General features: G+C 68.7%; 19 protein-coding genes. 10 read left to right on the forward strand and 9 right to left on the reverse strand.

The window, feature by feature from the left end; all coding sequences use genetic code 11:
- Positions 1–13 precede the first annotated feature (13 nt).
- Positions 14–1,807 carry an ABC-F family ATP-binding cassette domain-containing protein gene (locus ON23_RS22955; protein ID WP_039780706.1) on the reverse strand — a complete coding sequence of 598 codons (1,794 nt, stop codon included), beginning with the start codon at positions 1,805–1,807 and terminating at the stop codon, positions 14–16.
- Between the two features lie 632 nt (positions 1,808–2,439).
- On the opposite strand from ON23_RS22955, the gene ON23_RS22965 reads away from it, so the two are divergent.
- Positions 2,440–3,363 (forward strand): LLM class flavin-dependent oxidoreductase, encoded by a 924-nt coding sequence (locus tag ON23_RS22965; protein WP_244970009.1) that lies wholly within the window; start codon positions 2,440–2,442, stop codon positions 3,361–3,363.
- A gap of 266 nt (positions 3,364–3,629) precedes the next feature.
- On the opposite strand, the gene ON23_RS22970 is transcribed toward ON23_RS22965, so the two are convergent.
- Complete coding sequence (locus ON23_RS22970; protein WP_039780709.1) at positions 3,630–4,556, reverse strand: 4-(cytidine 5'-diphospho)-2-C-methyl-D-erythritol kinase; 927 nt, start codon at positions 4,554–4,556, stop codon at positions 3,630–3,632.
- A 285-nt stretch (positions 4,557–4,841) separates the two neighbouring features.
- Here ON23_RS22970 and ON23_RS22975 point away from each other — a divergent pair, with 285 nt between their 5' ends.
- The 4 genes from ON23_RS22975 (at position 4,842) to ON23_RS22990 (ending at position 8,701) form a co-directional block, all read left to right on the forward strand.
- Entirely contained in the window at positions 4,842–5,048 is a 207-nt protein-coding gene (locus ON23_RS22975) for a heavy-metal-associated domain-containing protein (RefSeq protein ID WP_030515214.1), read from the forward strand.
- Positions 5,049–5,927: a DUF8832 domain-containing protein gene (locus ON23_RS22980; protein ID WP_039780710.1), complete on the forward strand. Its 879-nt coding sequence runs from the start codon at positions 5,049–5,051 to the stop codon at positions 5,925–5,927.
- Positions 5,924–8,161, forward strand: coding sequence for a heavy metal translocating P-type ATPase (locus tag ON23_RS22985; protein WP_039780711.1), 2,238 nt, complete (start codon positions 5,924–5,926; stop codon positions 8,159–8,161). Before ON23_RS22980 ends, ON23_RS22985 begins: the two co-directional genes overlap by 4 nt.
- Positions 8,162–8,299: 138 nt before the next feature.
- Positions 8,300–8,701 (forward strand): hypothetical protein, encoded by a 402-nt coding sequence (locus tag ON23_RS22990; protein WP_039780713.1) that lies wholly within the window; start codon positions 8,300–8,302, stop codon positions 8,699–8,701.
- A 95-nt stretch (positions 8,702–8,796) separates the two neighbouring features.
- Here the strand turns inward: ON23_RS22990 and ON23_RS37510 are convergent, their stop codons facing one another.
- Positions 8,797–9,216: a hypothetical protein gene (locus tag ON23_RS37510; RefSeq protein WP_157170267.1), complete on the reverse strand. Its 420-nt coding sequence runs from the start codon at positions 9,214–9,216 to the stop codon at positions 8,797–8,799.
- 203 nt (positions 9,217–9,419) lie between these two features.
- Between ON23_RS37510 and ON23_RS23000 the strand changes: the two genes are divergently transcribed.
- Entirely contained in the window at positions 9,420–10,121 is a 702-nt protein-coding gene (locus tag ON23_RS23000) for a VOC family protein (protein ID WP_157170268.1), read from the forward strand.
- A 136-nt stretch (positions 10,122–10,257) separates the two neighbouring features.
- On the opposite strand, the gene rsmA is transcribed toward ON23_RS23000, so the two are convergent.
- Both rsmA and ON23_RS23010 read right to left on the reverse strand, forming a co-directional pair.
- Positions 10,258–11,139: a 16S rRNA (adenine(1518)-N(6)/adenine(1519)-N(6))-dimethyltransferase RsmA gene (rsmA, locus tag ON23_RS23005; RefSeq protein ID WP_039780714.1), complete on the reverse strand. Its 882-nt coding sequence runs from the start codon at positions 11,137–11,139 to the stop codon at positions 10,258–10,260.
- A gap of 30 nt (positions 11,140–11,169) precedes the next feature.
- On the reverse strand, positions 11,170–12,345 hold the full coding sequence (locus tag ON23_RS23010; RefSeq protein ID WP_039780715.1) for an alpha/beta fold hydrolase: 1,176 nt from the start codon (positions 12,343–12,345) through the stop codon (positions 11,170–11,172).
- A gap of 194 nt (positions 12,346–12,539) precedes the next feature.
- Between ON23_RS23010 and ON23_RS23015 the strand changes: the two genes are divergently transcribed.
- Positions 12,540–13,301 (forward strand): SDR family NAD(P)-dependent oxidoreductase, encoded by a 762-nt coding sequence (locus ON23_RS23015; RefSeq protein ID WP_039780769.1) that lies wholly within the window; start codon positions 12,540–12,542, stop codon positions 13,299–13,301.
- On the opposite strand, the gene ON23_RS23020 is transcribed toward ON23_RS23015, so the two are convergent.
- Both ON23_RS23020 and ON23_RS23025 read right to left on the reverse strand, forming a co-directional pair.
- The gene (locus tag ON23_RS23020) at positions 13,302–14,429 is read right to left on the reverse strand and encodes a resuscitation-promoting factor (RefSeq protein WP_039780771.1); all 1,128 of its coding nucleotides are present in this window, start codon (positions 14,427–14,429) and stop codon (positions 13,302–13,304) included.
- Positions 14,430–14,625: 196 nt separating this feature from the next.
- Entirely contained in the window at positions 14,626–15,462 is an 837-nt protein-coding gene (locus tag ON23_RS23025; protein WP_039780716.1) for a TatD family hydrolase, read from the reverse strand.
- Between the two features lie 113 nt (positions 15,463–15,575).
- Here ON23_RS23025 and metG point away from each other — a divergent pair, with 113 nt between their 5' ends.
- Together metG and ON23_RS23035 are read left to right on the forward strand one after the other, a co-directional pair.
- Positions 15,576–17,138: a methionine--tRNA ligase gene (metG, locus tag ON23_RS23030; RefSeq protein WP_039780718.1), complete on the forward strand. Its 1,563-nt coding sequence runs from the start codon at positions 15,576–15,578 to the stop codon at positions 17,136–17,138.
- 22 nt (positions 17,139–17,160) lie between these two features.
- A complete protein-coding gene (locus tag ON23_RS23035) occupies positions 17,161–17,808 on the forward strand; it encodes a TetR/AcrR family transcriptional regulator (protein ID WP_039780720.1) in 648 nt (215 codons plus the stop codon).
- 10 nt (positions 17,809–17,818) lie between these two features.
- Here the strand turns inward: ON23_RS23035 and rsmI are convergent, their stop codons facing one another.
- Complete coding sequence (rsmI, locus tag ON23_RS23040) at positions 17,819–18,664, reverse strand: 16S rRNA (cytidine(1402)-2'-O)-methyltransferase (protein ID WP_039780721.1); 846 nt, start codon at positions 18,662–18,664, stop codon at positions 17,819–17,821.
- 160 nt (positions 18,665–18,824) lie between these two features.
- On the opposite strand from rsmI, the gene ON23_RS23045 reads away from it, so the two are divergent.
- On the forward strand, positions 18,825–20,486 hold the full coding sequence (locus tag ON23_RS23045) for a dolichyl-phosphate-mannose--protein mannosyltransferase (protein WP_051043139.1): 1,662 nt from the start codon (positions 18,825–18,827) through the stop codon (positions 20,484–20,486).
- Between the two features lie 12 nt (positions 20,487–20,498).
- On the opposite strand, the gene ON23_RS23050 is transcribed toward ON23_RS23045, so the two are convergent.
- Positions 20,499–20,864, reverse strand: a complete 366-nt coding sequence (locus tag ON23_RS23050; protein WP_083904186.1) for a GntR family transcriptional regulator — start codon at positions 20,862–20,864, stop codon at positions 20,499–20,501.
- Between the last annotated feature and the right edge of the window lies 1 nt (position 20,865).

Genomic DNA, 20,865 nt, shown 5'->3' on the forward strand with positions numbered 1-20,865 from the left:
CCGGCACCTACCCTCAGCCGACCTCTTCGGCGAGTTCGAGCCAGCGCATCTCGGTCGACTCCTTCTCGGCCTGCACCTGCTTCAGCTCCGCGCCGAGGCTCACCAGCTTCTCCGGGTCGGTGGCGGCTTCGGCCAGCGCGGTGTGCAGGCGTTCCTCCCGATCGGTGAGTTTCTCCAGGGTCCGCTCCAATCGGCCGAACTCCTTGCGCGCGGCGCGATAGGCCGCGGAATCGGTTGCGGGAGCAGTGGTTTCGGTCTGAGCGGACGGGCGGCGCGCGGTGTCGGCGAGTGCCGCGCGGCGGCGCAGGTATTCCTCGATGCCGCCGGGCAGGTTGGTGAGCTTGCCGTCGCCGAACAGGGCCCAGGTGGAATCGCTGATGCGCTCGATCAGGTACCGGTCGTGGGAGATCACGACCAGAGTGCCGGGCCAGCCGTCGAGCAGATCCTCGAGTTGCTGCAGGGTGTCGATATCGAGATCGTTGGTGGGCTCGTCGAGCAGCAGCACGTTCGGCTCACCCATCAGGATGCGGGTCAGCTGCAGACGGCGGCGCTCGCCGCCGGACAGGTCACCGACCGGAGTGCGCTGTTTGGCCGGTGTGAACCCCAGCCGCTCGGCGAGCTGTCCGGCGCTGATCTCCTTGTCTCCCAGCATGGTTCGCTCGGCGACGTCGGCCACCGCTTCCAGCACCCGCATATCGGTGGGCAGATCGTCGAGTTCCTGCCGCAGCCAGCCGATCCGGACGGTCTGGCCCTGAATCCGTTTACCGGCGGCCGGTTCCGCGTCACCGGCGAGAGCGCGCAACAGGGTGGTCTTGCCCGACCCGTTCACGCCCACCAGGCCGACTCGCTCCCCCGGCGCCAACCGCCAGGTCAGATCGCGCACCAGTTCGCGGCCGTCGGGAGTGGTGAGCGTGGCGTCCTCGAGTTCGATCACGACGCGGCCCAGGCGTTTTCGCGCGAAGGAGGCCAGCTGCACGGTGTCGCGCGGCGGCGGCACATCGGCGATCAGCGCCTCGGCGGCCTCGACCCGGTAACGGGGTTTCGAGGTGCGGGCCTGCGGACCGCGACGCAGCCAGGCCAATTCCTTGCGGGCCAGATTGCGCCGGCGCGCCTCGGTGGCATCGGCCTGGCGGGCCCGTTCGGCACGGGCGAAGATCCAGTCGTTGTAGCCGCCCTCGTAGCTTTCGACCTTGCCGCCCACCACTTCCCACGTGCGGGTGGCGATGGTGTCGAGGAACCAGCGGTCGTGGGTGACCACCACGAGCGCGCTGCGGCGCGCGAGCAGATGTTCGGCCAGCCACTGCACGCCCTCGACGTCGAGGTGGTTGGTGGGCTCGTCGAGCACCAGCAGATCCAGTTCACGCACCAGCGCGGCGGCCAGCGCGACGCGGCGGCGCTCGCCCCCGGACAGATTCGCGACCGAGGCGTCCATCCCCAGATCCGCGATGCCGATACCGTCGAGCACGCTGCGGATGCGCGGGTTGGCGGCCCACTCGTGTTCGGCGACTCCGTCGGTGCGCGCGTCTTCGGCGAGTCCGGCCAGCACCACCTCCCCGACCGTGGCCCCTTCCGGCAGCACACCGCGCTGGGTCACCACCGCTATGCGCAGGCCGTTGATGCGGCTCACCCGCCCGCTGTCGGGCTGTTCGAGCCCGGTCAGCACTTCGAGCAGTGTGGTCTTACCCCCGCCGTTGAGACCGACGACCCCGATCCGCTCACCCTCCTGCACGCCGAGGGACACGTTGTCCAGCAGCGGGGTGATTCCGAAGCTCTTGTGGACCTGCTCCAGATTGATCAGATTCGCCAAGGGGTCAGTCCTCTCCGAGTACGGCGGGGCCTACGGGTGTGCCACGAGCTCGGCGCAGGTCCGGCCGCGTCGCGCGCGCCGGCTGCGCATCCGCAGCGGCGGGACCACGCCCGTCGGCTTCACCCGTGAACATTACGGCACGAGGGTGCGCCCTTCCGGCGCGGGTGAACCGGCTCGAAGACGAGCCACATCTCCCCCACCGGATCACCGGCGCGTTCGGTCTGCGCTGCCCGAAGGACACATATCGGCGCGCGGGCACGGGCCGCGCGGAGGAGCCGGTCACCTGGCCGCGCTCGAAGGAGCGTCTCGTGTGCGACGACCGCGCGGTGTCGGTCGAGCGCCAGAGGTCGCGCGGATAGGGTCCAGGCGTTTCGGGACGCGACGATGCGGGACGCGGCCGAGCGGAGGACGGTCGTCGGCGCAGCGCCGTGTGGTCGCGACCCCCGGAGGGCACTGCCGGTCGCGAAAGACGTCACGGAAGGCACCGCAGTTGCGAAACGCGTTGAGACGTAGGTAGTCTGCCTGCAATCCAGATGGGTTCTCCAGAAGTATGGCCGTAGTGCGGGAACCCCGCCTCATGAGGCGCGGAGTGGGCGGCACTGATTTGTCGACCCCACATTCGGAGGATTCTCATGACCGACTCGTCATCTCACGACCGCGCCCCGAGGAATTCCGGGCTGCCGGATGCGATGCGTGCGGCCCACGGCGTCAAGGTCGGGATCGGACTGCCGATCGCCGACCCGCAATCACTCGTCGAATGGGCCGAGCGGGCCGAATCGGGCCCGTTCGCCACGCTCGGACTGCTCGACCGACTGGTCTACGACAATCCGGAACCCCTTGTGACACTTGCTCTTCTGGCCGGTGCGACGCAACGGATCCGATTGCAGACCGAAGTGCTCATCGCGCCGCTGCGCGAGACCGCGCTGCTCGCGAAACAAACCGCCACCCTCGACCGGCTCTCGGGCGGCCGGTTCACCCTGGGGCTCGGTGTCGGCGGCCGCGCCGACGACCATGAAGCGTCGGGCACCGAATTGCGCACGCGCGGAAAGCGACTGGACGAGCAGGTCGCGGCGATGCGCAGGCTCTGGTCCGGTGAACCCTACAGCGAGAGCTGCGGTGCGATCGGCCCGCGGCCGCATACCCCCGGCGGCCCGGAGTTGCTGTTCGGCGGGTTCCAGACCGCCGCCTTGGAACGCGTCGCGCGCTGGGGCGGCGGATTCCTGGCCGCCGCCGCACCGTCGTGGGCTCCGGGCCTGTTCGACACCGTGCACCGCTTCTGGCGCGAATACGATCGCCCGGGCGAACCTCGCATCGTCGCGCAGGTCAACGCCGCCCTCGGCTCGGACGCGGTGATCGACGAGGCACGCTCGGCCATGGCCGCCTACTACGAATTCAGCGGTCGCGCCGAATTCATGGTCGAGGGGATGCTCACCACACCGGACCAGATCCGCACGGTCACAAAACAATTCGCCGATCTCGGCGCCGACGAAGTGATCTTCTACTGCTACGGGCGAGACCCGGAACAGGTCGACCGCCTCGCCGACGCCCTCGGCTGAGGGACATCTCGGGTAGGGCCGGGGCGAACGACGCCACTGGCGCGTCGATCAGCGCCGGCCCGTCAGGTCGGCAGTCAGGACCCGGACAGCGCCGACTCCGGGCGAACAGAGCCGGCCCGCCCGGTCAGTGCCGAGCCGCCAGATCAGTGCCGTCCCCACCAGGGCAGGTTCGATCATCGCCGACCGGCGCCTGAACGCTCCGCACTGCGTCGCCCGCGCGATCGAGCGGGCACCCGAGCAACGCCGAGCACGGTCGACATCGGCTGTCAGTGCCGCCCGTCGGCCAGCACCCGCGCGCCGGGCACCGGCCCGGTCGCGGTGCGGACGCTGCGGCACACCCCGGCGCCGGAGAGTTCGGCCGACACCTCCACCGCATCGTCTTCGCTACCGCACAGGAACGCGCAGGTGGGCCCCGAACCGGAGACGATTCCGGCGAGGGCGCCCGCCTCGACGCCGGCCCGCAGGGTGCGACGCAGGGCCGGATTCAGCGACAGGGCGGCGGCCTGCAGATCGTTGCCGAGCAGGGGTGCGAGCTGGGTGGCGTCGCCGGAGGCCAAGGCCTGCAACAGTTCCTGCGGGTCGCCGAGGCGCGGCGGGTCGCCGTTCTCGCGCAGCCGGTCCAATTCGCCGAACACCTTCGGCGTCGACAACCCTTCCTTGGCCAGCGCCAGCACCCAGTGAAAGGTGTTGCGCGACAAGACCGGAAGCAGTTTCTCGCCACGACCGCGCCCCAGAGCGGTGCCACCGTGCAGCGCGAAGGGCACATCGCTGCCGAGTTCGGCCGCGACATCGGCCAATTCGTCGCGCGACATCTCCAGACTCCACAACTCGTTGAGTCCGACCAGCGTCGCGGCGGCGTCCGCGCTGCCGCCGGCCATCCCCCCGGCCACCGGAATACCCTTCTCGATCTCGATCTCCACCAGCGGAGCGCGGCCGGCCAGATGTCCGAGCCGGACCGCCGCCTGCCATACCAGGTTCGTGCGATCGGTCGGCACCTGTGCGGCACCCTCCCCGTGCACGCTCACGGCCAGCGATCCGGCCGGGGCGATCCGCACGTCGTCGGAGAGCGACAGTGCCTGGAAGACCGTGGTCAGTTCGTGGTATCCGTCGCTACGCAGGTCATCGACTCCTAGATGAAGGTTCACCTTGGAGGGGGCGCGCACAACCACGGAACTGGGTACTACAGACAGCACGGGGCTAGGTTATCCGTCCGCGCGGCAAACGGTCGGTTTGCCGCGCGACGCGGGGTTCCCGCGGCTGGGGACTCGCCGTCGGCGGGCGGCTGTCGCATACCGGCGACTCCGGACCACGGGCCGATGACAGGCCCGCTACCAGGGCAGACAGATCTCGGCGGAGATGCGCGTCACCGCGGCCGAAATTCCTCGCCCGCAGCCTTGCGTCAGGTACCCATGGGGGGTATGTTCAGTGATGTCAGGGGATACCCCCTCACCGTATAAGAGCGAGCGAAGGAAGCGATCATGGCTACCAGCACCTACACCGTCACCGGGATGACCTGCGGCCACTGCGTGGCGTCGGTGCAGAAGGAGATCGGCAAGATCGACGGTGTCACCAGTGTCGACGTAGACCTCGCATCCGGCCGCGTCCAGGTCGAATCCGCCGCACCGCTGACGGACGCCGAGGTCGTCGCCGCCGTCGACGAGGCGGGATATCAGGTGGCGAGCTGAATGAACGACAGACTGAAGTTCGCGGCCTTCGGCGGCGGACTGGTCGTGTTGTTCGGGGCCGCGCTCGGCATCGGCGCCCTGGTGGGCGATCCGGCCGAGCCGGCCCCCGGGCACGGCACCGGACTCCAGGCCACTCAGGAGGGATACACCCTCTCCGAGGTGGCCGCACCTACCGAACCTCGAACCCCCGGCACCCTCCGATTCCGGATCACCGGCCCCGACGGCGCACCGGTCACCCGGTACACCGATCTGCACGAGCGGGACCTGCATCTGATCGCGGTCCGCTCCGATGCCACCGAATACCGGCACGTGCACCCGGTCCGCGACGACACCGGCACCTGGTCGATCGATTGGCAGTGGGCCCAGCCGGGCACCTACCGCATCTTCGCCGATTCCCGGCCCGCCACCGCACCGGATGAATTGGTGCTCAGCCGCACGGTCACCGTGGCCGGCGCGAACGCCGATCGGCCGCTACCGCCCGTCTCTCGCACCACCACCGTCGACGGCTACCAGGTCCGCATGGACGGCGATCTGTCGACCGGCGGCGGTGAGGTGGGATTCACCGTCACCCGCGACGGACGGCCGGTCACCGATCTGCAACCCTATCTGGGTGCCTACGGGCATCTGGTCGCACTGCGCGGGAACGATCTGTCCTACCTTCATGTTCATCCCGAAGGAGAGGCCGGCTCGACTCCCGCCGGGCCGCGGGTCGCCTTCCATGCCCAAGCGCCCAGCGCCGGCGCCTTCCGGCTCTACCTGGACTTCGCCCACGGCGGCGCGGTGCACACGGCGGAATTCACCGCCGAGGCGGTAGCCGGGCAGCAGAGCGGGCAACACGACAACGAGCACAACGGACAGCACGGAGGAGGTCACCAATGAGCGCGCCCACGACAGAGCGCTCCGTCGAGCTGGATATCGGTGGGATGACCTGCGCCTCCTGCGCCGCACGCATCGAGAAAAAGCTGAACCGGATCGAAGGCGTCACGGCCACGGTCAACTACGCCACCGAGAAGGCGAAGGTCAGTTTCCCGGAAACGGTGACGCCGGATCAGCTCATCGAACGTGTCGTCGACACCGGCTACACCGCGACCGTCCACGACACCCGGCCCGCGGAAACGGCTGCGGCCGAGGAGGTTTCGGCCGACTCACCGCTGCGGCAGCTGCGGCACCGGCTTCTGGTCAGCCTCGCACTTGCGCTTCCGGTCATCGCGCTGGCGATGATTCCGGCACTGCAATTCCGGAACTGGCAATGGCTTTCGCTGACGCTGGCCACCCCGGTCGTGTTCTGGGGCGGTGCCGCGTTCCATCGCGCCGCCTGGATCAACGCCCGCCATGCCACCGCCACAATGGACACCCTCATCTCGCTGGGCACCCTGGCGGCCTATTCGTGGTCGGTGTACGCACTGTTCTTCGGCGATGCCGGAATGCCGGGAATGAAGCACGGCTTCAGTTTCGCGGTCGAACGCTCCGCCTCGGCGTCGAATATCTACTTCGAGGTCGCGGCCGGTGTGATCGTGTTCATCCTGGCCGGGCGGTATTTCGAGACCCGGGCCAAGGAACGCGCCGGTTCGGCGCTGCGGGCGCTGCTGGAACTCGGTGCCAAGGATGTGGCGCTGCTGCGCGACGGCGCCGAACATCGAATCCCGGTGTCGGAGTTGCGGGTCGGCGATCTGTTCCTGGTGCGTCCGGGTGAGAAGGTCGCCACCGACGGCGTCGTCACCGACGGCAATTCGGCCGTCGACATGAGCATGCTGACCGGCGAATCGGTACCGGTCGAGGTCGGTCCGGGCGATCCCGTCATCGGCGCGACCGTCAACGCCGGCGGTGTGCTGACCGTGCGGGCCACCCGCATCGGCGCCGACACCCAGCTGGCCCAGATGGCCGCACTGGTGGAGGACGCGCAGAACGGCAAGGCGCCCGTACAGCGGCTCGCCGATCGGGTCGCCGGAGTGTTCGTGCCGATCGTGATCGCGATTTCGGTTGTGACGCTGGGCTTCTGGCTCGGTAGCGGCGCCGCGGTGGCGGTGGCCTTCGGTGCGGCGGTCGCGGTGCTGATCATCGCCTGCCCGTGCGCGCTCGGCCTGGCCACACCCACCGCACTGCTGGTCGGCACCGGCCGGGGCGCGCAGCTCGGCATCCTGATCAAGGGCCCGCAGGTGCTGGAATCGACGCGGCGCATCGACACCGTCGTGCTGGACAAGACCGGCACCGTCACGACCGGCACCATGTCGCTGACCGAGGTGATCCCCGCCGAAGGTCAGGATCGCGCCGAGCTGCTGGCCGTGGCCGCGGCGGTGGAACACGGATCCGAACATCCGGTAGCCCGGGCCGTGGTGCGCGGCGCCGCCGAACAGGGCCTGGCCGAGGAGCCGGTGCAGCAGTTCGTGAGCCACGGCGGTAAGGGTGTGCAGGGTCTGGTCGGTGAGCGCGCGGTCGTGATCGGCCGCACCGAACTGCTCGCGGACTGGTCCGTCACGCTGCCGGAGACGTTGGCGCAGGCCAAGTCCGAGGCCGAGTCCGCCGGTCGCACCGCGATCGTGGTGGCGTGGGACGGGCAGGCGCGTGGCGTGCTGGTCATCGCCGATGCGATCAAGGCCTCGAGCGCCGAAGCCATCGCGGATATGCGGTCGCTGGGACTGACGCCGGTGCTGTTGACCGGTGACAATGCCGCAACGGCTCGCACGGTCGCCGATCAGGTCGGCATCGACGAGGTGATCGCCGAGGTGCTGCCCGCCGACAAGCTCGACGTGGTGAAACGCCTGCAGGATCAGGGCAAGGTCGTCGCGATGGTCGGCGACGGCGTCAACGACGCGGCCGCCCTCGCCCAGGCCGACCTGGGTCTGGCGATGGGCACCGGCACCGACGTGGCGATCGAGGCCGGCGACATCACCCTGGTCCGCGGCGATCTGCGGACCGTCGGCACGGCCATCCGGCTCTCCCGGGCCACCCTGCGCACCATCAAGGGCAACCTGTTCTGGGCCTTCGGCTACAACGTGGCAGCGATCCCGCTGGCCGCGGCCGGACTGCTCAACCCGATGCTCGCGGGTGCGGCGATGGCGCTGTCGAGTGTGTTCGTGGTGAGCAACAGCCTGCGCCTGCGGCGCTTCCGCTGAACGAATCCGCCGAATGTCCCGTCCGATCGGACGGGACATTCGGCGTTCCCGCGCCGGTCCGCCATACTTTCCGTCCGAAGAGATGAATGCGCGTCGACCGACATCCGACGCCGCGCACGAGGACAAGGCAGGGACCACATGAGCATCCTGTTCGGGATCGGTTTGGTGATCTGGTTCGTCAGCATCGCCGCGATGTTTCTCGCACGCGCCCTCGACGACCTCAGACAGCAGGCCTTCCGAGCGAGCCTGGGCATGTGCGCGGTGGGGTCACTCCTCCTCGCCATCGGCACGCCGTTCGTCAGCGGCAATTCGACAGCTAAGAACATCCTGGTCAGCGGTGGATTCGTCGTGATGGCGACGCTGTGCGCCTACTCGGTGGTGATCATGCGCCACCGCCCCGCCACTCCCCCGATTCCCCTGCCGATCCCGTTCACCCCGCCGAGCGACAATCCCACCGACGCGCCGCAACCCCCGTCACAGGACTCGCAGACCCGCGTACCCGCCGCGGGCTCGCGCCCGCACGATCCGAGTCGCATGTAACCAGCGTCGTATTTGCACGAATAGTTCAGCCGAGCGCGGCGAGGCGCCCAGTACGTCTCGCCGCGCGAGCCAGTAGCTCGTAGCCGAATTCCGAATCAGGGCAGGATGTTCGGAACGATCTGCGGCGCCTGCTCCGCCACCACGGTTCCCACCGCGACCCCGGCGTAGTACCCGGCGAAAGTACCGGCGACCGCGCCGACGACACCGCCTGCGACCGCACCCACCGGGGCGCCCACAACCGTAGGACTCGCGAGCGCGGCGCCGGCGGTACCACCGAGAACGGCTCCGGTCAGACCGCCTACCACCTGCCCCGCGGTCGCACCGATGTACGTGGCGTTCTCGAGCGGACTCGCGATGGGAGCCGCCACCACCGGTGCGAGCTCGGCGACAGCCGGAGCCGTCGCGGACGCGGTCCCCGCCTCACCCAGCGTCACCGCCGCGGGAAGTGCCACGGCAACCGGAAGACCGCGTAGGAATGTGCTGCGCTTACTCACCGCGCGATGACGACCGGCCATGACATCCGCCCTTTCCGAGGCTCGCTGTACCCGCCGGTCTTATCGGCGGCGCGAGCGCGGTCACAACACCGATGTGAGCAGCCGCGCACACTGCGACGCACCGCTATGAATCACCGGTCGCCGCACCGGGACGACCACTTGATCTGAACCGTAGTTGAGGTTCTAGCGTCGGAAACGACAGTCGTCCAGTGAAGGGAATCGCGATGAAGATCCTCGAAGTCGAGCTCACCACAACGAATCTCGCCGCCTCGACCGAGTTCTACCGCGACCTTCTCGGGCTCCCGGTCACCGCGCGGCGCGAGGGCATCGCCATCGACATCGGCTCCAGCACACTGAGGGTGCGGGCGGGCGCCGCTTTCGACGGAGTGCACCACCTCGCCTTCGGCATCTCGCCGCTCGACTTCGACTCGGCCCGCCGGTGGTTACGGCAGCGGACCGAGTTGATCACCGTCGGCGGGTCGGACATCATCGCGGGCCCGGAAGGATGGGACTCCCGATCACTGTATTTCCGAGGGCCCGAGGGAATCCTGCTGGAATTGATCGCCCGGCAGGCCGACCGAGCCACACCGGGCAGCCCCGACGAAACCCCGCGCCTGTTGTCGATCAGCGAGATCGGCATCGGCGTGCCCGACGTCCGGCAGACCGTACGTCACCTCGCCGAAGCCTTCGAACTCCCACCCTTCCCACCGCAACTGCCCGGATTCGCCCCGGTCGGCAGCCACGACGGCTTACTCATCCTGGCGAATTCCGGCCGAACCTGGTTCCCCACCGAGCACGACGTCCCCGCCACCGGACCGCTGTCGGTCCGCATAGAATCCGCGACCCGCAGCGGAAAGCTCACCCTGACAGACGAAGCCGTCGTTCAGTGCACTCGGACACACCCCGAATTCAGTACGCACCGATAGACCTTGCCGTCGAATCCGGGTACGTACAGCGCCCACGGTTGGGAATCACCATGCCGCGATGATTCCTCGATCCGGAACGGAAGCGGCCACCGGCGTCCGCTGTCGGCACTGTCGGCCGGCGCGGCACCGCGACGGGTCACCCCTGCTCGGCGAGGCGCACGAATGCCGCGGTGTCGAGTGTTTCGCCGCGGGCGGTGGGGGCGATGCCCGCGGCGAGCAAGCGGCGCTCCGCTTCGGCGGGCGATCCGGCCCAGCTTGCGAGTGCGGCGCGTAACGTCTTGCGGCGCTGGGCGAATGCGGCGTCGACCACGGCGAAGACTCGCTCGCGGTGGGCGGTGTCCAGCGACCAGGGTGGTTCGGCGAAGCGTTCGATGCGGACCAGTCCCGACTCCACCTGGGGGACCGGCCAGAACACTTGGCGGCCGACGGCTCCCGCGCGGCGGACGGTGCCGAAAAAGCCGGCCTTCACGCTGGGGACGCCGTAGATGCGGGAGCCGGGTTCGGCGGAGAGGCGGTCGGCCACCTCGGCCTGCACCATCACCAAAGCCGTTCGGATGCTGGGCAATTCGGCGAGCAGGTGCAGCAGCACGGGTACCGCTACATTGTAGGGCAGGTTCGCCACCAGCGCCGTCGGCTCGCCCGGAATATCGGTGGCCGACACGCGCAGCGCATCGCCGGGGACCACGGTCAGCCGGTCGGCGAGCTCGCGGGCGCGATCGGATACGGTTTCCGGAAGATGCTGTGCGAGAACCGGATCCAGTTCCACCGCGATCACCCGGTCCACGACGTCGAGCAGCGCCAGTGTCAGCGAACCGAGCCCGGGGCCGACCTCGAGCACCACGTCGTCGCGTCCGACGCCGGCGGTCGCGACGATTCGCCGCACGGTGTTCGCGTCGTGCACGAAGTTCTGTCCGAGCTGTTTGGTCGGGCGCACGCCGAACCGCTCCGCCAGCACCCGAACTTCGGCGGGGCCGAGCAGTTCGGCCAGGCCACGGGCTTCGCTCACAGGTTCGGACACGCCCGACAAGGTATCAGTGCGGTCAGGGCACTACGGCGTGGACTGCACCCGCGCGACGAACGCGTCCATCGCCGCCCACATCTGCGGATTCAGGTCGCAGTGCTGCCCGGTGCCGACCACCGACCGCGCATCCACGCCGTTCGCGGCCAGCTGGGCGGCCAGCGCGGCGTGCAGCGGCGACGGCACGGTGCGGTCGGTGGCGTTGAGCAGCAACAGAATCGGCGCGTCGTAACCGCTCGTCGGCACGGCCAGATAGTCGGTGAGGGCGGCCGTGAACCGCGGATCGCCCAGCGGCCGCGACAGCAGATCGCCGAGGGAGGCGCCGTTGACCTGCTCGATCATCCCGTCCAGGCACAGGGTGCCGATGCTGTCGAGCAGTTGGCGCCCACGCGGGCTCAGATAGCTGTCGACGTCGATGTCCGGCCGGGTCTCCCGCATCCCGACGAGCACCCCCGCGATGAAGGCGGTACTGCCGTCGCCGAGCTGCGGGATATTCGGCACCCACGGCCCGGCGATGGGCAGCACATGTTCCAGATCCGATTCCGGGTCGACCGCGATGGTCCCCCGGAAGTCCAGCTCGGGCGCATAGCTCTGCTGGAGATGGCCCGTGCCCAGCGCGGCCTGACCACCCTGCGACGCGCCGACGGCGATCCAGGTGCGCGACAACTGCGGATAGGTCGTTCGCGCTGCCCGCAGGAGGTCGATGGTCGCGGTCGCCTCGGACTGCCGCTCCAGATACGGATGCGGTCCGGTATCGAACGCGCCCAGCCCGAGATAGTCGGGCGCGACCACCGCGAATCCCTTGGATTGGAAGTACTGCAGGATGCGGTCTTCCTTGGCGCGACCGGACGGGTAGGGCGCGGTACCCGGATTCGAGATGCCGCTGCAGCCCATGCCGAGTCCGCTCGTGCCGTGGTCGTAGGCGACCACCGGCCAGCCACCCGCCGGCGGTTCACCCGGCGGAAGGAACACCGCACCGCTGGCCGGGACGGGCGCGCCCTGCGAGGTCGTCGTCCGATAGTCGAGCAGTGCCCCTCCGGTCATACCGTGCCAGCCGTCCGGCTGCGCGGTGACCGACAGCGTCGTCGCGGCCGGCTCGGCCGCGGCGTGCGGCACCGCGACGACCGAGGCGGCCGCCACTGCGGTGAACAGGGCCGCGACCGTGAGCGGCCGACGGATCCGAGCCGAACTTTTCGACAACCGCATAAGGCCACCTCACATCGTCGGGATCTGCTGATTTTACGGTGCACACACCGCACGGTCCGGGAATCCCCAGGCCGGGGCGTCGCGGAGCGTTGACGTCAATTGATACAGGTTCTAGTTTCGGTGTACTCGCGGAACAGGCGGTGGCACATCCGGTCTCACCGCACGCGACGCAGCAGGAGAGGACGGCCGCAATGATGCGCAGGCACGAGGGACGACGGGTGGTGGTGACCGGGGCGGGCTCGGGCATCGGGCGGGGCATCGTGGTGCGCATGCTCGCCGAGGGAGCCCACGTGGTCGGCGCCGACATCTCCGAGCCCGGGCTGAAAGAGACGGTGGCAGAGGTGGGTTCGGACCGCGATCGACTCCACACCGTCACCGTCGACGTGGCCGATCCGGAATCGGTGCGCCCCGCCGTCGCCGCGGCCGTCGACCATCTCGGCGGGCTGGACGTGCTGGTCAACGCGGCCGGGATCATGCGCACCGCACATACCCACGAGATGGCGTTCGAGAGCTGGAATCAGGTGATCGGCATCAATCTCACCGGCACCTTCCTCATGATGCAGGCGGCCATCCCGACCCTGCTGCAGTCCGAGCATCCGGTGATCGTGAACTTCTCCTCCACCGCCGCACTCGGCGCGAACCCGTACATGGCCGCCTACGCCGCATCCAAGGGCGGCGTGAACGCGATGACCCATGCGGTCGCACTGGAGTATTCGCAGCAGGGCCTGCGCGCGGTGAACATCGTCCCGGGCGGCATCACCAGCGGTATCACCAACAACCTGCAAACCCCCGAAGACGCCGACTGGAACCTCTTCTCCCGGCTGACCGGCTGGCTCAACGGCGGCGCCCTGGGCGAACCCGCCGACGTCGCGGGTGTGGTCGCCATGGTCGCCTCCGAGGACGGCCGCTACATCACCGGCTCGGAGATCCGTGTCGACGGTGGGGCGCTCATGTGACTAGCTGATCCCCAAGCGACTCGTGCACGCGGGCCAGGCACCCCAGCCCTGCCGGGCCCGCGTCACCTCGGCGATCGCGATCTGCTCTTCCCGCGTGGCGAGATCCGGCCGCTCGGCATACTTCAGACCGCCCTGCCGGGACCAGGTGCTCTGGTCGAACTGAATGCCGCCGAAGTACCCGTTGCCGGTATTGATGGCCCAGTTGCCACCGGATTCGCATTTGGCCAGCGCGTCCCAGACCGCACCGTCGCGCACGGGCGGAACCTCCGTGCCGGGCTTGGCGCCCTTGCGGACGGTCTTGGGCTGGGCGGGCACGACGACGGTATGCCCGACGGCCTCGCGCGACTCTTCCTTGCCGTTGACGATCGAGACCGCGTAGGTGACGTCCTGCACCCCGGCCTTGCCGGGATTCTCGACGACGGTCCGGCTCATGTTGAGGTCGGTGTCCTCGATGACGTTCTCGGTCGGGTCGAGCGGTTCGCGTTCGGTGACCTTCTCGGTGCGCTTGCGGGTGACGGTGATCTTCATACCGTCGTGCAGCGGGGTGACGGCCGCCGGCTGCACGGTGTCCTCGCCGGTCAGCGGCACACCCTGCACCTGCAGTAGCTCTCCGACCGTCGGCGCGGCCAGCCGCACGTAGCTCATCGGTTCGCCGTTGTCGGACAACTGCACGGTGCGCGGGCTGGTGACGGCCAGCGCGGCGCCCTGCAGCGGCAGCGGGGTGGGACGCGAGGGCGAGACGAAGACGTCGCCGGGCAACTGCAGTTGAGTCAGCGCGTCGGCGACGGTGTAGGCGGTGGTCCACACCTGTTTGGTCTTGCCGTCGAAGGTCAGCGCGATCTGCCGGGCACGGTTGAGCGTGATGGTGGCGCCGTTGGCGACGCCGGCGTCCCCGGACGGCGACACCGAATCCTTACCGGCGAGCTTGTAGCCGCCGGCTTTGAGCACGCCCTTCACACTGGCGGCCATGGTGGTGACGGTCGTGCGCTGGCCGTCGACGACCAGCGTGACGGTCTTGCGGCTCACGATCGCCAGACTCGCCCCGATGATCAGGGTGATGAGCATCGCGGCGATCGCCGCATACAGCAGCGGCGAGCGCGACGCGTTGATCCGCTGGAGAGCGGATATCCGAAACTCCGGCATGGTCACAATACGATAACGAGGGGGTCAGTCCCTGGCAACTACATGCCGTGGAACAGGGGATTTCCACATCACGATTCGATATCGACGATCCGGAAATATCACGACCGCGCAATCGTAAGTGAACTGGAGCACACCTCGCATTCCGGTCGCGCGTTATGTGACACACCGCACGCGCGGAGCCTCAGCGCCTCGGCAACCGGTAGACCCGCTCCGCATTGGCGGTCGTGATCTCGGCCAGCGCCGCCGGATCCTGTTCGCGCAGCTCGGCCAGGGCCCGCACGGTGTAGGGCAGGCAGTACGGCTCGTTCGGCGCGCCCCGGAAAGGGTGCGGGGTCAGGAACGGCGCATCGGTCTCCACCAGGATCAACTCGTCCGGCACCAGCTTCGCGGCCTCGCGCACGTCGTGCGCGTTCCGGAAACTCACCGTCCCGGAGAAGCTGAGCAGATACCCCTCGGCCACACAGGCCAGCGCCATATTGGCGTCGGAGGAGAAGCAGTGGAAGATCACCGTCTCCGGTGCGCCCTCGTCCAGCAGGACCGCCAGCACGTCGTGATCGGCCTCGCGGTTGTGGATCATCAACGGCTTACCGAGTCGTTTGGCCAGGTCGATATGCCAGCGGAAGCCCTCGACCTGATCCTCGATATCGGCGCAGCCGTCGAGTTTGCCGGGCCAGTAGTAGTCGAGCCCGGTCTCGCCGACGGCGACCACCCGGGGGTCGGCGGCCAGCTTCTCCAGTTCGGCGCGGGCGGCATCGTCCAGGGCGTTCGCCCGGGTCGGATGGAGTGCGACCGCGGCGTACACGCGCGGATCCCAGTGCGCGGCGTCGACGGCGAAGCGGGCGGCATCGAGGTCGTCGGCGATGGTCACCACCCGGCCGACACCCACGGCGGCGGCCCGATCCACCATGGCGGCAACCGATTCCGCGTCCTCGGCGCCGCAGGCATCGAGGTGGGTGTGCGCGTCGATCAACGGCGACAGCGGTTCGGGCGGCTCGGGTGCGGGTCGTTTACCGGGCATCGGACCAGATTAGACACACCGCACCGACGGCCGGTGAACCCGGCGGGAGCGACGAGCGGACGACGGGATATCGACGCGAGGGATTATCGGCGGCGGATTAGAGTGGACACACCATGAGCGCACCCGAACGCACATCACCGGCCTTCTACATCACCACGGCGATCGCCTATCCCAACGGCGCGCCGCATATCGGCCATGCCTACGAGTACATCTCCACCGATACGCTGGCCCGGTTCAAGCGGCTCGACGGCTACGACGTGTTCTTCATGACCGGCACCGACGAGCACGGCCAGAAGGTGCAGCAGGCCGCGCGCGCCGCCGGCATCGCCGTGGAGGAATACGCCGCCCGCAATTCGGATGTGTTCGAGCGCATGGACAAGGCGCTCGACATTTCCTACGACCGGTTCATCCGCACCACCGACGAGGATCACCTCGCCGCCAGCATCGCGATCTGGGAGCGCATGCAGGCCAACGGCGACATCTACCTCGACACCTATTCGGGCTGGTATTCGGTGCGTGACGAGGCCTTCTACACCGAGGAGGAGACCACCGTCGCCGAGGACGGGACGCGCCTGGCGACCGAAACCCGGACCCCGGTGGAATGGACCGAGGAGTCGAACTACTTCTTCCGGTTGTCGAAATATCAGGACCGGCTGCTCGAACTGTACGAGACCACACCGGATTTCATCCTGCCCGCGACCCGGCGCAACGAAATCGTCAGCTATGTGAAGGCCGGTCTGAAGGATCTGTCGATTTCGCGCACCACCTTCGACTGGGGTGTGCCGGTACCCGGCGATCCGGCGCATGTGATGTACGTGTGGGTGGACGCGCTCACCAACTATCTGACCGGTGTCGGATTCCCGAATACCGATTCGGCCGCCTTCCAGCGGTTCTGGCCGGCGAATGTGCACATCATCGGCAAGGACATCACCCGCTTCCACACCGTCTACTGGCCGGCATTCCTGATGTCGGCGGGTATCGAATTGCCGAAACGCGTTTTCGTGCACGGCTTCTTGTTCAACAAGGGCGAGAAGATGTCGAAATCGGTCGGCAATGTGGTGGACCCGCTGGCGCTGGTCGACCAGTACGGTCTCGACGCGGTGCGATTCTTCCTGCTGCGTGAGATCTCCTACGGCCAGGACGGTTCCTACAGCCACGACGCCATCGTCGGGCGGATCAACACCGATCTGGCCAACGAATACGGCAATCTGGTGCAGCGCAGCCTCAAGATGGTGGCGCGCGACTTCGATTCCGCCGTACCGACTCCCGGCGAATTCACCGACGCCGATCGGGAACTGCTCGATCGCGCGAACGGCCTGCTGGAGCGCTGCCGCACCGAATTCGACGGGCAGCAGCTGCATCTGGCGCTCGAGGCGATCTGGCTGACCCTCGGCGAGACGAACAAGTACTTCTCCGCGCAGCAGCCGTGGGCGCTGGCCAAGTCGGGCACGCCCGAGGATGTGGCCCGCGAGGCGACCGTGCTGTACGTGACCCTCGAGGTGCTGCGGATCGTGTCGATCCTGGTGCAGCCGGTGATCCCGGGTTCGGCCGGGCGGATTCTCGATCAGCTCGGCCAGACCGCGCGCACCTTCGCCGATCTCGCGACGCCGATCGAGGCCGGACTGGCCCTGCCCGCGCCGGAACCGGTGTTCCCGAAGTACATCGAACCGAAGTAGAAGTAGGCGACCGGAGCCGGTTATGGATGCGGATTTTGCCGAGCGCCACCGCAGCGTTCGCGCCCACGCGCTCGGCACCCCTCGGGGCCGGCTCATCGGCGCGATGGTCGAATGTGTCGGCGCCCGAGGCTTTTCCACGGTCACGCTGACCGATATCGTCGGCCGCGCCCACGTCTCACGCAGTACCTTCTACGAACACTTCGGCAACAAGGAACACTGCTTCATCGAGGCGGTGCACACCGGCGTCGAGATCATCCGCACCCGGATCGCGGAGGAGCTGGCGCACCTGCCCGCGGAGGTCGATCCGCGGCAGCGCCTCGCCACCATGATCAGCACGTTCTGTTCGGTGGTGGCGGCCGAGCCGGATTTCGCCCGGCTCATCCTGGTGGAATCGCTTCTGGTCGGCGATGCGACCGCGGAGTTCCGCGATCAGGCGGTGGACCACTTCGCCACCCTGTACCGCAACTTCCACGATCAGGCACGCGCCGTCGATCCCGGGATTCCGGCGTTGCCGGACGAGGTGATCGCCCTGATCCCCGACGCCATCGGCGAACGCACGCGGCGAGTGCTGGTCCGTGAGGGCGCCCATCGCGTTCCCGATATGGCGCCCACCTTCATCGAATTCGCCAATACCGTGCTGGGGCTCGCACCGGTCGTCGCGCGCGTGTGATCGAGCCGCGCTACTGCGCGCGGGCGGCCAGGACCGCGTCGTAGAGTTCGCGGCGCGAGACTCCGCCCGCACGCGCGGCGACCTGCGCGCACGCGTCCTTGAGGCGGGTGCCGTCGGCGACCAGTTCCTCCACCTCGTCCACCAGATCGACCGGGTCGGCCGAAACCGGTTGCGCGCCTTCGACCACCACCGTGATCTCTCCGCGCGCGCCCTCGACGGCCCAGTCCGCCAGCTCGCCGAGTCCGCCGCGCACGACCTCCTCGTAGGTCTTGGTCAGCTCCCGGCACACCGCGGCCCGGCGTCCGGGGCCCAGCACCTCGGCGGCGTCGGCCAGGCAGCCGGCGAGCCGGTGCGGGGCCTCGAAGAACACCACCGCGCGCGGCTCGGTGACGAGCGTCGCGAGCCACTGCTTGCGCTGCCCGGACTTGCGCGGGGCGAAGCCGTCGAAGCAGAACCGTTCCATCGGCAGACCGGACAGGGCCAGGGCGGTGGTGACGGCCGAGGGACCGGGCAGACAGGTCACCGGCAGGTCCCGCTCGATACATGCCGCGACCATCCGGTAACCGGGGTCGCTGACCGAGGGCATCCCCGCATCGGTGACCAGCAGGACGGTCCTTCCGGATTCGATCTCGTCCAGTAGCAACGGTATTCGCGCGGCCTCCACGTGATCGTAGAAGCTCACCACCCGCCCGGTGATCTCGACCTCGAGTGCCTTGGCCAGCGCCCGGGTCCGGCGCGTGTCCTCGGCGGCCACGACGTCCGCGCTCGCGAGGGCGTCGCGCAACCGCTGCGACGCGTCACCGATATCGCCCATCGGCGTCGCCGCCAGCACCAACCGCCCGCCGTGCTCGCCCATCGCCGTCCTTTCCACCGCCGCCCGACCCATCCGGCCGGCCGCCACCCCACATCCGCGCCCGGTCCGGGCAAACGCTACCCCTGGGGCCGGACCGCGCCCGAGTCCGCAGGGCGGCTCACCGCTGCGCAGCCCACCACCGCACACCGCATACGATCGGAGCGTGACCCAGCTGACCGATACGCGACCGGCGATCGGCGCGGGCCCGGCCTTGTCCAGTCCGGCGCCGCTGCGCCCCGCACCCGATTTCGGACCGACCGACCGGGCCCGGGGCTGGCTGGTCACGCTGTTCCTGACGGTGGTCGCCGCGGTCACCCGGTTCACCATGCTGAACTACCCGACCGACGCCGGCACCCCGGTCTTCGACGAGAAGCACTACGCACCGCAGGCCTGGCAGATGCTCACCGGCGGCGGGGTCGAGGACAATCCGGCCTACGGGCTGGTGGTCCATCCGCCGGTCGGTAAGCAGATGATCGCACTGGGTGAAGCGCTGTTCGGCTACACCAGCTGGGGCTGGCGATTCACCGCGGCGATCTTCGGATCGCTGCTGGTCCTGCTGGTCATCCGCATCACCCGCCGGATGACCCGGTCGACACTGATCGGCGCGATCGCGGGTGTGCTGTTGATCGCCGACGGCGTGACCTTCGTGTCCTCGCGGATCGGCATGCTCGACATCTTCCAGGCGGTCTTCGTCGTCGGCGCCTTCGGCTGCCTGATCGTCGATCGCGACGAGGTGCGGGCCCGCCTCGCCCGGGCCGACGCCGAAGGCCGGATAGCGCCCGCGGCGCGAGCGACGGGCCCGGAGGCGGCAGCGCGCGTAACCACGGAGGGCACCGGGAGCGCCGCCCTCGCATTCAGCGCCTTCGGGCCGCGACTGGGTGTGCGATGGTGGCGGTTCGGGGCCGGTCTGCTGCTGGGGCTCTCGTGCGGAACGAAATGGTCGGGCCTGTATTTCATCCTGTTCTTCGGGCTGATGACAGTGTGTTTCGATGTGGCCGCGCGCAAGGCCTACGGGGTGCCGCGCCCCTGGGCCGGCACGGCGGTCCGCGATATCGGACCGGCTCTGTATGCGCTGGTGGCGATTCCGCTGCTGGTCTACCTGGCCAGCTATTGGGGCTGGTTCGCCAGCGAGGACGGTTACGACCGTTATTCGGTGGGCAATGCCGTGGGCACCGGCGGCACCTGGTCGTGGATTCCGGACGCGTTGCGTTCGCTGTGGCACAACCAGGCCGAATCGCTGAAATTCCATCAGAGCCTGACCAATTCGGCCGGTAACCATCACCCGTGGGAATCCAAGCCGTGGTCGTGGCCGATGGGCCTGCGCCCGATGCTCTACTACTACGCCGACAACGGTGTCACCGGATGCGGGCAGGCGGTCTGTGTGAAGGCCGTGATGCTGATCGGCACGCCGGCGATGTGGTGGCTGTCGCTGCCGATGCTCGCCTGGGCGCTGTGGCGCACCGCCACCCGCCGCGACTGGCGGTACGCGGCGATGCTGGTCGGCTACGGCGCCGGGCTGCTGCCGTGGTTCGCGGATCTGGACCGGCAGATGTACTACTTCTACGCGGTCCCGATGGCGCCGTTCCTCGCGATGGGCCTCGCCCTGACGCTCGGCGATATCCTCGGCCCCGCGCCGCTCGTGCGTGCCCGCTCGGGGCGGTGGTTCGCGCTGGCCGGTGAACGCCGAAGTCTCGGACTACTTCTGGTGTGCCTGTATCTGGGACTGGTGATCGCCAACTTCATCTGGCTGTGGCCCATTCTCACCGCCCTGCCGATCACGCCGTCCAACTGGCACGACCATCTCTGGCTCCCCAGCTGGCGCTGAGGTTCGATGCCGCTAGGGCGTCTCGCCCAGCGCTGCCCGCACGTAGCTCAGCGCCGCCTCGTCGTCGAGCCCCAATCGGCGCACCGCCGCAACGTATTCCGTGGCCGCACGCCCGGCCGCGTCGCGAGTCGGATCACCGGAGGAGGCGATGAACGACCCGAGCCGGCCTCGGGTCTCGAGCACACCGTCCTGTTCGAGTTCGCGGTAGGCGCGCGCGACGGTGTTCGGCGCCAAGCCGAGCTGAACGGCCAGCGCGCGCACGGTCGGAATCTTGGTTCCGGCGGTGAGTTCGCCGGATCGCACCCGGGCGACGATGCCCAGCCGCAGTTGTTCGTACGGCGGGACCGTCGATTGATGGTCGACCGGGATATCCAGCATC

Source organism: Nocardia cerradoensis NBRC 101014 (assembly GCF_000308535.1).
Lineage (GTDB): Bacteria > Actinomycetota > Actinomycetes > Mycobacteriales > Mycobacteriaceae > Nocardia > Nocardia cerradoensis.

Coding starts and splice junctions, on each gene's coding strand:
- ON23_RS22965 (WP_244970009.1), top strand. CDS start 2,440: ATGACCGACTCGTCATCTCACGACCGCGCCCCGAGGAATTCCGGGCTG.
- ON23_RS22975 (WP_030515214.1), top strand. CDS start 4,842: ATGGCTACCAGCACCTACACCGTCACCGGGATGACCTGCGGCCACTGC.
- ON23_RS22980 (WP_039780710.1), top strand. CDS start 5,049: ATGAACGACAGACTGAAGTTCGCGGCCTTCGGCGGCGGACTGGTCGTG.
- ON23_RS22985 (WP_039780711.1), top strand. CDS start 5,924: ATGAGCGCGCCCACGACAGAGCGCTCCGTCGAGCTGGATATCGGTGGG.
- ON23_RS22990 (WP_039780713.1), top strand. CDS start 8,300: ATGAGCATCCTGTTCGGGATCGGTTTGGTGATCTGGTTCGTCAGCATC.
- ON23_RS37510 (WP_157170267.1), bottom strand. CDS start 9,216: ATGGCCGGTCGTCATCGCGCGGTGAGTAAGCGCAGCACATTCCTACGC.
- ON23_RS23000 (WP_157170268.1), top strand. CDS start 9,420: ATGAAGATCCTCGAAGTCGAGCTCACCACAACGAATCTCGCCGCCTCG.
- ON23_RS23010 (WP_039780715.1), bottom strand. CDS start 12,345: ATGCGGTTGTCGAAAAGTTCGGCTCGGATCCGTCGGCCGCTCACGGTC.
- ON23_RS23015 (WP_039780769.1), top strand. CDS start 12,540: ATGCGCAGGCACGAGGGACGACGGGTGGTGGTGACCGGGGCGGGCTCG.
- ON23_RS23025 (WP_039780716.1), bottom strand. CDS start 15,462: ATGCCCGGTAAACGACCCGCACCCGAGCCGCCCGAACCGCTGTCGCCG.
- metG (WP_039780718.1), top strand. CDS start 15,576: ATGAGCGCACCCGAACGCACATCACCGGCCTTCTACATCACCACGGCG.
- ON23_RS23035 (WP_039780720.1), top strand. CDS start 17,161: ATGGATGCGGATTTTGCCGAGCGCCACCGCAGCGTTCGCGCCCACGCG.
- rsmI (WP_039780721.1), bottom strand. CDS start 18,664: ATGGGCGAGCACGGCGGGCGGTTGGTGCTGGCGGCGACGCCGATGGGC.
- ON23_RS23050 (WP_083904186.1), bottom strand. CDS start 20,864: ATGCTGGATATCCCGGTCGACCATCAATCGACGGTCCCGCCGTACGAA.